At 66.4% G+C, this 12,088-nt stretch carries 13 protein-coding genes and 1 tRNA gene; all 14 read right to left on the bottom strand.

What is annotated here, in order from left to right:
- Nucleotides 1-3: 3 nt before the first annotated feature.
- Nucleotides 4-79 (bottom strand) — tRNA-Lys (locus SOM47_RS08195).
- A gap of 76 nt (nt 80-155) precedes the next feature.
- Entirely contained in the window at nt 156-821 is a 666-nt protein-coding gene (queC, locus tag SOM47_RS08190; RefSeq protein ID WP_042613816.1) for a 7-cyano-7-deazaguanine synthase QueC, read from the bottom strand.
- A gap of 75 nt (nt 822-896) precedes the next feature.
- A complete protein-coding gene (gene queE, locus SOM47_RS08185; RefSeq protein ID WP_320505290.1) occupies nt 897-1,595 on the bottom strand; it encodes a 7-carboxy-7-deazaguanine synthase QueE in 699 nt (232 codons plus the stop codon).
- Nucleotides 1,596-1,671: 76 nt separating this feature from the next.
- Entirely contained in the window at nt 1,672-2,490 is an 819-nt protein-coding gene (gene ybgF, locus SOM47_RS08180; protein ID WP_042613818.1) for a tol-pal system protein YbgF, read from the bottom strand.
- Between the two features lie 3 nt (nt 2,491-2,493).
- Entirely contained in the window at nt 2,494-3,009 is a 516-nt protein-coding gene (gene pal / locus SOM47_RS08175; protein ID WP_042613819.1) for a peptidoglycan-associated lipoprotein Pal, read from the bottom strand.
- 64 nt (nt 3,010-3,073) lie between these two features.
- A complete protein-coding gene (gene tolB / locus SOM47_RS08170) occupies nt 3,074-4,393 on the bottom strand; it encodes a Tol-Pal system beta propeller repeat protein TolB (protein ID WP_042613820.1) in 1,320 nt (439 codons plus the stop codon).
- A 226-nt stretch (nt 4,394-4,619) separates the two neighbouring features.
- On the bottom strand, nt 4,620-5,690 hold the full coding sequence (tolA, locus tag SOM47_RS08165) for a cell envelope integrity protein TolA (protein WP_042613821.1): 1,071 nt from the start codon (nt 5,688-5,690) through the stop codon (nt 4,620-4,622).
- Nucleotides 5,680-6,105 (bottom strand): protein TolR, encoded by a 426-nt coding sequence (tolR, locus tag SOM47_RS08160; protein ID WP_192084034.1) that lies wholly within the window; start codon nt 6,103-6,105, stop codon nt 5,680-5,682. The genes tolA and tolR overlap by 11 nt, the downstream gene beginning before the upstream one ends.
- Nucleotides 6,106-6,125: 20 nt before the next feature.
- Nucleotides 6,126-6,902: a protein TolQ gene (gene tolQ / locus SOM47_RS08155; RefSeq protein ID WP_042613823.1), complete on the bottom strand. Its 777-nt coding sequence runs from the start codon at nt 6,900-6,902 to the stop codon at nt 6,126-6,128.
- Nucleotides 6,899-7,357, bottom strand: coding sequence for a tol-pal system-associated acyl-CoA thioesterase (gene ybgC, locus SOM47_RS08150; RefSeq protein ID WP_320505289.1), 459 nt, complete (start codon nt 7,355-7,357; stop codon nt 6,899-6,901). The genes tolQ and ybgC overlap by 4 nt, the downstream gene beginning before the upstream one ends.
- Nucleotides 7,350-8,390 carry a Holliday junction branch migration DNA helicase RuvB gene (ruvB, locus tag SOM47_RS08145; protein ID WP_042613825.1) on the bottom strand — a complete coding sequence of 347 codons (1,041 nt, stop codon included), beginning with the start codon at nt 8,388-8,390 and terminating at the stop codon, nt 7,350-7,352. Before ruvB ends, ybgC begins: the two co-directional genes overlap by 8 nt.
- A gap of 612 nt (nt 8,391-9,002) precedes the next feature.
- On the bottom strand, nt 9,003-10,913 hold the full coding sequence (locus SOM47_RS08140; RefSeq protein ID WP_042613466.1) for a potassium transporter Kup: 1,911 nt from the start codon (nt 10,911-10,913) through the stop codon (nt 9,003-9,005).
- A gap of 39 nt (nt 10,914-10,952) precedes the next feature.
- Nucleotides 10,953-11,546: a Holliday junction branch migration protein RuvA gene (gene ruvA / locus SOM47_RS08135; RefSeq protein WP_042613465.1), complete on the bottom strand. Its 594-nt coding sequence runs from the start codon at nt 11,544-11,546 to the stop codon at nt 10,953-10,955.
- A gap of 13 nt (nt 11,547-11,559) precedes the next feature.
- Nucleotides 11,560-12,081, bottom strand: a complete 522-nt coding sequence (gene ruvC, locus SOM47_RS08130) for a crossover junction endodeoxyribonuclease RuvC (protein ID WP_042613464.1) — start codon at nt 12,079-12,081, stop codon at nt 11,560-11,562.
- Nucleotides 12,082-12,088 lie beyond the last annotated feature (7 nt).

Below are 12,088 nucleotides of genomic sequence, written 5' to 3'. Positions count from 1 at the left end.
CAATGGTGGGCCGTGATGGATTCGAACCATCGACCAAAAGATTAAAAGTCTTCTGCTCTACCAACTGAGCTAACGGCCCATTGCTGCCCCCGGCTTTGCACCGGGGGCGTGCATTCTACCCTGATTCGGGCGCCGAGGTGAAGCACTCGCGCATGTCAGGCGTAATGCGTCGGATCAGCGACGCCGGCCTCGTCGAAGCCCTGTGCGCGCAGCCGGCAGGCATCGCAGTGGCCGCAGGCGGCGCCTTCGGCGTTGGCGTTGTAGCACGACACCGTAAGCCCGAAGTCCACGCCCAGCCGCACGCCTTCGCTGACGATCTGCGCCTTGCTGAGGAACTGCAGCGGAGCGTGCACGGTGATGCCCGCCCCTTCCACTCCCGCCTTGGTGGCCAGGTTGGCCAGCGCCTGGAACGCGGCGATGAACTCCGGACGGCAATCGGGATAGCCGGAGTAGTCCACCGCGTTGACGCCACAGAAAATGTCGTTGGCACCGAGCACTTCGGCCCAGCCCAGCGCCAGTGACAGCATGATCGTGTTGCGCGCCGGCACATAGGTGACCGGGATGCCCTCGCCGCCCGCTTCGGGCACGTCGATGTCATCGGTCAATGCCGAACCCCCGATGCTGCGCAGGTCCACGTCGACGGTCTTGTGCAGGACCACGCCCTGGGCGGCGGCCACGCGGGCGGCGGCCTCCAGTTCGGAGGTGTGGCGTTGCCCGTAGCGCACGCTGAGCGCATGCACGGCGAAGCCCTGTTCCTGGGCAAGGGCGATGACGGCGGCCGAATCCATGCCGCCGGAGAGAAGCACGACTGCCTTCTTCATGGGTGAATCATCCGGTTTGGGGAGGGGAGCCAGCACGCTGTCCCGCGCCGGGGTGAAACGGGAAGACGGGCCAGCTTACCTGCCGGGTTCGTCATTCCACAGGAGTTTGTGCAGCTGCATCTGGAAGCGCACCGGCAGCCGGTCGGCGACGATCCAGTCGGCCAGCTCGCGGGCGGTGATTTCGCCCTTGCTGGGCGAGAACAGCACCATCGTGCGTTCGGAGAGCGCGTGCTCGACGACCATGGCCTTGGCCCAGTCGTAGTCCTGGCGGCTGCAGATCACGAACTTGACCTGGTCACGCGCGGTCAGCAGGGGCAGGTTTTCCAGTTTGTTGCGCGCCATCTCGGCAGAACCCGGCGTCTTCAGGTCGACCACGCGCGATACGCGCGGATCGACCTCGGACACATCCAGCGCACCGGAGGTTTCCAGCGAAACGTCCATGCCGGCGTCGCAGAGCTTCTGCAGCAGGATCAGGCAGCGCTTCTGTGCCAACGGCTCGCCGCCGGTCACGCAGACGTGGCGCACGCCCTGGGCCAGCACCTCGGCCACGATATCGTCGATATCCCACCAGGTACCGCCATGGAAGGCATAGGCCGTATCGCAGTACTGGCAGCGCAGCGGGCAGCCGGTCAGGCGTACGAACACGGTAGGCCAGCCCGCGGTATCCGCCTCGCCCTGCAGCGAAGTGAATATCTCGGTGATTTTCAGCCGCGGCAGCGGCGACTGGACGATGTCACTGGGCGTGGCAACGGCGTTGGCGGGTACTGCGTTCATGCGGAATTCCGGGGACCTGAAACGAAAGCAGCCGAGCATGGCTCGGCTCTACAAAAAGCGGCTACCCGCGCGGGGTTCAGCGGATCTGCTGGCCCAGGCGGATCGACTGCAGGCGGTCCTGCGCGGTGCGCGCGGCGTCCGAGCCGGGGTACTGCGCCACGACCGATTCCAGAGTCTGCTGGGCCTGCTCTACCTGGCCTGCGCCAAACTGGGAAAGGCCGACTTTCAGCAGGCCACCGGAGGCCTTGTCGTGGGTCGGATAGCGCGAGATGAGCTCACGGAAACGCTGCTCGGCCATCGGGAAATTGCGGGTGGCGTAATAACTTTCGCCCAGCCAGTACAGCGCGTTGGGGGCGTAGACACCGCTGGGGTACAACTCCAGGAAACTCAGGAACAGCTGCGCGGAGTCATCGTACTTGCCGGCCTTCAGTGCATCGAAGGCGACGTTGTAGGTGGTGCGCTCATCGCCGCTGACCGCCAGGCTGCCTGCATCGCCATGTACCGAAGGCGGCCGCTCTGAAGTGGCCGCTGCGGGAGGCTGCACGGCCGGAACCGGGGGAAGCGGTGCATTGCCACCGGGAGCCGGGGGGACGACCGGCGCTGCACCACCTTCCAGGCGGTTCAGGCGTTCGTCCAGGTCCAGGAATGCGTCCTGGTTGCCCTGCTTGAGCTGGGCGTTTTCGTGCTGCAACTGTTCGATCGTGCCCTGCATCTGCCCGACCTGCTGGCGGAGCTGGGTGATCTGGTTCAACAGGTCCGTGTTGGCACTGTTGTTGTACAGCTGCTGCTCGATCGCGCCGACGCGGTCGGCAAGGCTCTGCCGCTGCGCGTACGCCGGGGCGGCAGCCATGAAGGCTGCCGCCACGACCAGCATCAGATTGATGCCGATGCGCATGGATTACTGCGCGGTGTAGACGATTTCGACGCGACGGTTCTGCGACCAGCAGGACTCGCTCGAATCGGTGCAGACCGGACGCTCTTCACCGTAGGACACGACGGTCAGCTGCGAAGCCGAACCACCGTTGGCCTGCAGCGCGGAGCTGACGCCGTTGCCACGACGCTCGCCCAGGGCCTGGTTGTACGCGCGCGAACCGCGCTCGTCGGTGTGGCCCTGCAGGGTGATGCGCGAGGACGGACGGTCACGCAGGTACTTGGCGTGGCAGGCCATGATCGCCTGGAACTCGGCCTTGACCGAATCCTGGTCCAGGTCGAAGTACACAACGCGCTGGCGCAGGCAGGCATCGGTGTCCAGGTCGCCCGGGCCGTACAGGCCGGAGGTCGACGGGCCGGTCGGCTGGGTGGTGGTCGGCGTGGTGGCCGGCTCGGCCGGCACTTCCTTCACTTTCTTCGAGCAACCGGCCAGGGCGGCCACGGACAACAGGGAAACAAGCAGAACTTTGGTGGTCTTGTTCATGGCGATACCTTTGAGGCTCCTAAGCCGGTGAATGGGGTAAATCTCGGAAAATATTAACACTCTTTTAGCGCTTGGTACGGTATGGCGACCATGCAGGTTCGCGAACATCGCCATCGGCCAGCACCAGGCGCTGGCGCACACGGGCATCGGCCGACACCGCGTACAGCACGCCGCGGCCACCTTCGCGCGCGGCGTAGAGCACCATGCTGGCGTTCGGCGCGAAGCTGGGCGACTCATCCAGCGAACCGGTGGAGAGCGTGCTCCAGCGCGGCGAACCCAGCGAGCTGTCCATCATCGCGACCTTGTAGCTGTTGCCGGAGCCCTGCGCCACGGCGATCTTCTTGCCATCCCAGGAAACCGACGGCTTGGCGTTGTAGTTGCCCTGGAAGGTAACGCGCTCGGCGCTGCCGCCGCTTGCAGAAACCTTGTAAACCTGCGGCCGGCCACCGCGATCGGAGGTGAAATACACCGCGCTGCCATCCGGGGCCCAGGTCGGCTCGGTGTCGATGGCCAGGTGGTTGGTCAGCTGGGTCAGCTGCTTGCTGCCCAGGTCCATCGAGTAGACCTCCGGGTTGCCCGAACGCGACAGCGTCAGGGCCAGCTTGCGGCCGTCCGGGGAGAACGCCGGGGCACTGTTGATGCCGCGGAAGCTGGTCACCAGCTCACGTGCGCCGGTGGCGATGTTCTGGATGTAGATGGCCGAATTGCCGCGCTCGAAGCTGACGTAGGCCAGCTTGCCGCCATCCGGGCTCCACGAAGGCGACAGCAGCGGTTCGGCCGAACGCACGATGGTCTGCGGGTTGTAGCCATCCGAATCGGCCACCATCAGCGCGTAGCGCATGGCATCGCCGCGGCCACTGGCGGTGATGTAGGCGATCCGGGTCCAGAACGCGCCACGCACGCCGGTGATCTTTTCGTAGATCGCATCGGCCATCTGGTGGGCGACATCGCGCATGGCGTTGCCGCGTGCGGTCATCGCCAGGCCCAGCAGGCGCTCGCCCTTGGGCACGTCATACAGCTCGTACTCCACGCGGTACGCGCCGGCCCCGGCGTCCTGCACGCGCCCGACCACGATGTAGTTCTGCTTCAGCGCGCGCCAGGTGGGGAACTGGATGTCACCGCCGCGGGTGGGCTTTTCCACGATCTGCGCTTCGGGCAGCGTGCGGAACTGGCCCGAACGGTCCAGGTCGGCGCGGATCACCGCGGCCACGTCGGTCTGCGGCGCAGCGGCCGAACCCTCGTAAGGCATCGGTACGACGGTGATCGGCGTGGCCGAGGCACTGCCGCCCACGATGTCGATCTCAAGGCCCTTCTGCTGCGCGAGCGCGGCAAAGGGAAGCAACAGGGCCGCGAACGCGACCATCCAGCGGGGCATCTTTTTCATGGAATGCTCAGTCAAGGAACCACAGCGAGGGATAGCAGGAACGGGGTGAACGGTTTCGCAATCATGAACCAGACCGGTGTGAAAGCAAGGTCGGTACGAGGTCACGGGGCTTCGGTGGGTGCCGGGGGCTTCGGTGGGTGCCGGGGGCTTCGGTGGGTGACGACCGTTGGTCGTCACGCTCCTTCTGTCCAAGGCGTGACGACCAACGGTCGTCACCCACCGGCACTCAATCCGGGCGGAAGTTGAGGATCAGCTCGCGGTTGAACACCTGCTCGAAGCCCGCGTATGGCAGCGGCTGGGCATTCAGCACCGCCGCTTCGATCGAGCGCTTGCCGGCCTCGTCGTAGGGACAGCTGGCGCCGACCTTGGCCGACAGCACGCGGCCACCGCGCAGCTGGGTGATCACGATCTGGCAGCGCTGGCCGGAGGCGATGTTGTCCGGACGGATCCACGCGTCCTGCACCTTGGCCTGGATCGCCGCGGCGTACTTGGCGGTCAGGTCGTCACTGGTGCCGCCTGCCCCACCCGCCGGCTGCGAGGCCGCACTGCTGCTGGCACTGGCATTGGACGCGGCCGCCGCGTTGCGCGCGGCCGCCACCTGGCGCAGCCGCTGCTCGGCCAGCTTGGCTTCCTTCTCGGCCTGCTCACGGCGCGAACGCAGCTCGGCGATCTTCTTCTGCTTGTCCGCCTCGGCTTTGGTTTCGTTGGCCTTGCGCTCGTCCTCGGCGATCTTCTTCTGGCGGTCCGCTTCCTGCTGCTTGGCCAGTCGTGCGCGTTGTTCGGCCTCTTCCTGGCGCTTGCGCTCGGTCAGGTCGATCTGCTCCTGGCGACGCTTCGCCTCCTGTTCCTGCTTGGCCTTTTCCTGCGAAATGGCCAGCGCGCTGACCGCGTCCTGATCGACCTTGTCCGGCTGCGCCACGCGCTCCTGCGCCTGCGACTGCTGCGGCGTGGGCGCGTCCATCGGGCGCGGTTCGGGGGTCGGCTGCGGCGGCGGGATGGTGTCTTCCGGGATCGGTTCGGGCTCTGCGATGGGCTCGGGGATCGGCTCGGGCAGGGTTTCCAGGCGCTCGGACTGGCGCAGGGCCTGCCGTGCCGCCGACGCCTCGGCGCTGGACAGGGCCATGTCGGCCTGCACCGCCGGGTCCCCGGCAGCGGCTTCGGTGTTGCGCTCGGGCGACCACAGCCAGGCCACGATGAAGACCAGCGCAAGCAGCAGGTGGACCAGCGCGGCCAGGCTTACCGGCCAGGCCCAGCCCTGTTCTTCGTCGCGCGGCGGCGGCAAGGCGTCACTGTGCATCGGTGGCCAGGCCAACCTTTTCCACGTTCGCGCGCTTCAGCACGTCCATTGCCGCCACGACCTTTTCATAGGCCACGGCACGGTCGGCGGCGACGATCACGCGGACCGACTTGTCCTGCGCCACGATGCCGCCCAGCCGGGCCTGCATCTCCTCGGCGGACATCGCCGTGGGCTGCTTTTCGTCGGACAGCTTCAGGCTCAGCTGGCCGTCCGCGCGCACGGAAACGACGATCGGATCCTGCTTGCTCTCCAGCGCCTTCGCGTTGGAACGGGGCAGTTCAACCTCGAAGCTCAGCGTCAGCAGCGGCGCGGTGACCATGAAGATGATCAACAGCACGAGCATGACGTCGATGTACGGCACGACGTTGATTTCGGATTTGAGCTTGCGCCGCTTGCGGCGACCGATGGCACTCATGGTGGGCTCCTCGCCTGGGCTCAGTCGTCTGCGCCGGTCTGGCGCTGCAGGATGGAGCTGAACTCATCGGCGAAGGTTTCGAACCGCACCGCCATGCGCTCCACGCGCGTGGTGAAACGGTTGTACGCCCACACTGCGGGGATGGCCACGAACAGGCCGATGGCAGTAGCGAACAGGGCTTCGGAGATGCCCGGCGCCACCGACGCGATGCCGGCCTGCTCACCGCTGTTGATCATGTCGTGCATGGTCACCATGATGCCGAACACGGTGCCGACCAGGCCCACGTAGGGGGCGGTGGAGCCGATGTTGGCCAGCAGCTCCAGGTTGCGCTCCAGGCGGTCCACTTCGCGGGTGTAGGTGGTCCGCATGGCGCGCTGCGCGCCTTCCAGCAGTGCACGGCCGTCCAGCCCGCGACGGTCGCGCAGACGGTTGTACTCGCGGAAACCGGCTTCGAAGATGGCTTCCAGGCCGCCCACGCTGCGGTTGCGGTCGGTGGCGGAGGAGTACAGCTTGCCGAGGTCGGCGCCGGACCAGAAGCGGTTCTCGAACTCATCCGCTTCCCGGGTGGCCTGCGAGAACACGCGGGCCTTGCGGAAGATGATCACCCAGCTGATGAACGAACCGGCCAGCAGCAGCAGCACGATGATGATCACCGGAATGCTGGCCTTGGTCATCAGCTCCCAGTAATTGATGCCGCTGCGCGAGGCCTGTACGGCGGTTTCGGCGGCGGCGCTGGTGACGTCCTCCGGCAGCGCCTCGACCACCGTGGCCTGCAGGCCCAGAAGCATTGCGATCATCGTTGTTCCTCAGTCTGCAAATCAGGATTGTGTGGAGTAAGGGGGTGTTCGTGCGACTTCAGGACCGCCAGCAGCGCATCGTCCATGCCGCGCGGGCGGAAGGATTCCGCATCCAGTGCGGCAATCCTGACCTGCGCGTCCAGCAGCACCTGGCCATCGCGCAGCACCTGCTGGGCAAAGACCATGCTGGCGCGCCGGCACTGCACCAGCGTGGCGCTCACCTGCAGCGCATCGTCCAGTCGCGCCGGCCTGATGAAGTCCATCTCCATGGAGCGGACCGCGAACACCATGCCGTGTTCGCTGCGCATGCGCTCCTGGCCGAAGCCCAGCGCCCGCATCCATTCGGTGCGTGCCCGTTCCATGAAAGCCACGTAGCGGGCGTGGTAGACCACCCCACCTGCGTCGGTATCTTCCCAGTAAATGCGTGTCGGCCAACTGAACCGCGGCTCACTCATTGTCGGATTGCTCGGCGAAAAGGTCTACCGGGGGGGCCTTCGGCTTCAGGCCGAGATGGCGATACGCGCGATGCGTGGCCATCCGGCCACGTGCGGTGCGCACCAGGAAGCCCTGCTGGATCAGGTAGGGTTCGACCACGTCTTCCAGCGTACCGCGTTCTTCGGACAGCGCCGCAGCCATCGATTCCACGCCCACCGGGCCGCCATCGAAGTAGTCGACCAGGGTGCGCAGGAAGCGCCGGTCGAGCTCGTCGAAGCCCTCCGGATCGACCTTCAGCATCACCATTGCAGCCTGCGCCACGTCCTGGTCGATGTGCCCGTTGGCCTTGACCTGGGCGTAGTCACGCACGCGCCGCAGCAGCCGGTTGGCGATGCGCGGGGTGCCGCGCGAACGCCGTGCGATCTCCCCTGCCCCGTCGGCGGTGCAGTCGATGCCGAGGATCTTCGCCGAGCGGCGCACGATGCGCGTCAGTTCTTCGGCGGTATAGAACTCCAGCCGCTGGACGATGCCAAAGCGGTCGCGCAACGGCGCGGTGAGCAGGCCGGCGCGGGTGGTCGCCCCGACCAGGGTGAACGGCGGCAGGTCGAGCTTGATCGAGCGCGCTGCGGGCCCCTCGCCGATCATGATGTCGATCTGGAAGTCTTCCATCGCCGGGTACAGCACTTCCTCGACCACCGGCGACAGGCGGTGGATTTCATCGATGAACAGCACATCGTGCGGCTGCAGGTTGGTCAGCAGCGCGGCCAGGTCACCGGCCTTTTCGATCACCGGCCCGGAGGTCACCCGCAGCGCCACGCCCAGTTCATTGGCGATGACATGGCTGAGGGTGGTCTTGCCCAGTCCCGGCGGCCCGAAGATCAGCACGTGGTCCAGCGCATCGCCGCGTGCCTTGGCGGCCTGGATGTAGATGTCCATCTGCTCGCGCACCGGCACCTGGCCGAGGTAATCGGCCATGCGTTTGGGGCGGATGCTGGCATCGACGGCGTCATCCTCGCGGGTGGCGTCGGCGCCAATGATGCGGTGTTCGGTCATCTGCCGATTATGCGGCAAATCGGGCGCGCGCCGTGCGATTGGGGGGTGATCGAACGGGTGATGCCCCCTCGCGGGTGGGGCTTTAAAGCTGCTTCTGGGGTTGGGCCGGGCGGTGGGGCTGGTCGGGGGACGGCAGAAACTGCATCCATGCGGGCCTCGTTTCGCGCCATCCATGGCGCTCAACGCCCCCGCCCAGCCCCACCGCCCGGCCCCTGACAGGTTCCGGTGGCCGCCACCCGCGTATGAAAAAAGAAGAAAAGCGGTAGCGCCGAAGGCAGCGGCAGGAGCCGCTGCCAACGTCGCCTGCGACGGCCCGTAGGGTGCCGGTCAGGACGACCGGCATAGCCACGCTCGGCGAGCGCAGCGGGCCGTTGGCGGAAACATCCGCCGACCATGGGTCGGCCCTACCATGGCCACCATGGACCTGTCGAAGGTGGGGCGGGGAGGCTGTGCAGGACCGTCTGTTGCCATGGATGGCAACAGCGAGCCCCCAGGGAGGGGTTCACGGCGTGTCCTGCACAGCCTCCCCGCCCCGCCTCCAAGCAGCCCGCAGCTTTTGCGGTTGCCTTTGCCGTTGCTCGCGCCTGAAAGCCGCGCGCAGCGCAATAAAAACTAGATCTCGACCTGAGCGCCCAGTTCCACCAGCCGGTTGCCGGGAATCCGGAAGAACCCCGTCGCCGGCGCGGCGTTGCGATGCATCAGCGCGAACAGCTTGTCGCGCCAGATCGGCATGCCGCGGTTGGCGGTGGCCACGATGGTCTCGCGGCTGGCGAAGAACGTGGTGTCCATCGGATCGAAGTAGATCCCGCCGTGGTCGCACGAACGCATCAGCGCCAGCGGCACGTCCGGGGTCTCCATGAAACCGAACTTGACGTAGACCCGGTGGAAATCATCGCCGACCGATTCAATCTTCAACCGATGCCCCTCCGGCGCGTACGGCACCGGCAGGGTCACCACATGCAGGAACACATTGCGCTCGTGCAGCACCTTGTTGTGCTTCAGGTTGTGCATCAGCGCATGCGGCGCCACGGTCGGATCGGCGGTCAGGAACACCGCCGTGCCCGGCACCCGGACCGGCGGCGCCAGCATCAGCCCCGGCAGGAAGGTATCCAGGCGGATGCCGTCCTTGCGGATCTCATCGCGCAGCAGCTCGCGGCCGCGGCGCCAGGTGCGCATCAGGGTGAACAGCAGGATGCCCAGCACCACCGGGAACCACGCGCCCTGCATCAGCTTGGCGCCGTTGGCGATCACGAAGCCCAGGTCGATGATGAAGAACACCACGCACAGCGCGACGATCCAGTGCCGCGATTTCGGCCACAGACTGCGCGCCACCAGGGCCAGCAGCAGGGTATCGATCAACATCGTGCCGGACACCGAAATGCCGTAGGCCACCGCCAGGTTGGACGAGCTCTGGAACGCCAGCACCAGGCCGATCACCATCACCGCCAGGCCCCAGTTGATGCCCGGGATGTAGATCTGGCCGATGGTGTCATGCGAGGTGTGCTTGATCCGCATGCGCGGGATGTAGCCCAGCTGCATCGCCTGGCGGGACACCGAGAACGCCCCGGTGATCACCGACTGCGAGGCGATCACCGCCGCCATCGTGGCCAGGATGATCATCGGGTACAGCGCCCAGTCCGGCACCGCTTCGAAGAACGGGTTTTTCACCGCTTCGGGATGCTCCAGCACCAGCGCGCCCTGGCCCAGGTAGTTCATCACCAGGCATGGCAGCACGAAGAAGTACCAGGCGTGGCGGATCGGCTTGGCACCGAAGTGGCCCATGTCCGCGTACAGCGCCTCACCACCGGTGACCGCCAGCACCACTGCGCCGAGGATGAACACCCCGTGCCAGCCATGGTCCATGAAGAACCGGATCGCCCACCACGGGTTGAAGGCTTTCAGCACTTCAGGAGCGTCGAAGATGTTGTACAGGCCGATCGCCGCCAGCGAAATGAACCAGATGCTGGTGATCGGCCCGAACGCCTTGCCGATTTTCTCCGTGCCGAAACGCTGCGCGGCAAACACCGCCAGCAGCACCACGATGGTGATCGGCAGGATGAAGCGATGCAGGCCGGGCGCGGCGATTTCCAGGCCTTCCACGGCGCCCAGCACCGAAATGGCCGGCGTGATCACGCCGTCGCCGAAGAACAGCGAAGCGCCGAAAATGCCGAGGATGCCAACCACGTAGGCCGAGCGCGAGCCCTTGCTCAGCGTGCGCTGGGTCAGCGCCATCAGCGCCATGATGCCGCCCTCGCCTTCGTTGTCGGCGCGCATGATGATGGTGACGTACTTCAAGGTCACCACCAGGATCAGCGCCCAGAACGACAGCGACAGCACGCCCAGCACGGTGTCATGGTCGCTGGTCAGCCCGTAGTGGCCGGAGAATGCTTCCTTCAGGGTGTACAGTGGGCTGGTGCCAATATCACCGAACACCACGCCGATCGCACCGACGACCAAGGCCATGCTGCTCCCGGTGGGGGCATGGCCGTGGCTGCCATCTTGCGGGTTGCTGGGGGTGGACATGGCGGGACTCGGTGGGGGTATCGAAAGGTAAGGGCAGGCTCAGCGCAGCGCCGACTGCAGGGCCTTGCGGATGACCATGGCGACGTCGTCGCCCTCGGCATTGGCATCGCGCGCCATGCGCGCCGCCTCGGCCGGCTTGTAGCCCAGCTGCTGCAGCGCGACGGTGGCTTCGGACACCGGATCGGCCGCGGCCGGCCCACTGCTGGAGGGCAGCGCGCCGCCGGCGCCCAGCTGGGCAGCACGGTCGCGCAGTTCCAGCACCATGCGCTCGGCGGTCTTCTTGCCGATGCCCGGGATGCGGGTCAGCGCGGTGACGTCCCCGGACTGCACCATCCGCACGAACTCCTCCACGCTGGCCGCCGACAGCACCGCCAGCGCGATCTTCGCGCCGATGCCGCTGACCTTCTGCACGTCACGGAACAGGCGGCGCTCGCCATCGCGCAGGAAGCCGTACAGCGACACGCTGTCTTCCTTCTGCGCGTAGTGCGTGTACAGGATCACCTCGCGGCCGATGTCGGGCAGGTCGTAGAACGTGCTCATCGGGGCTTCCAGCTCGTAGCCGACCCCGTTGACGTCCACCACCAGCCACGGCGGCGCCTTGTAGGCGACGATTCCACGCAGGCGACCGATCATGCAGCAGTGCTCCTCATTTCCGGCCCCACGCCTGGCGGGCGCTGAGCCCCAGGCGGTTGGCCGTGGCCCGTACGTGGGCATGGGTGATGGCCACGGCCAACGCATCAGCGGCGTCGGCCTGCAGCTTCGTCTTCAGGCCGAGCATGAGCCCGACCATGTGTTGGACCTGTTGTTTTTCCGCTCCGCCGCGCCCCACCACCGCCAGCTTGATCTCGCTGGCCGCGTACTCGCTGACCGGCAGGTCACGCAGCACCACGGCCGAAATCGCCGCCCCGCGGGCCTGGCCGAGTTTCAGCGCCGAATCCGGGTTGCGCGCCATGAACACCTTTTCGATGGCCACTTCCTGCGGCTGGTACTCGATGATCAGATCGGCCAGTCCCAGCACCAGGATCTTCATCCGCTGCGGGAAATCGTCAGCGCCCAGCAACACCAGCGGCTGGTGGTGTACATGGCTGACACGGCCGGCCGCATCGACGTCGATGATGCCGACCCCGGTACGTTGCGAACCGGGGTCGATGCCGAGGATGCGGGTCATCGACGGG

It is taken from the genome of Stenotrophomonas sp. CFBP8980 (assembly GCF_034046095.1).
Classification (GTDB): domain Bacteria; phylum Pseudomonadota; class Gammaproteobacteria; order Xanthomonadales; family Xanthomonadaceae; genus Stenotrophomonas; species Stenotrophomonas lacuserhaii.
Note: the sequence above shows the minus strand (reverse complement) of the source record. Positions and strands in the feature narration are given on the sequence as shown.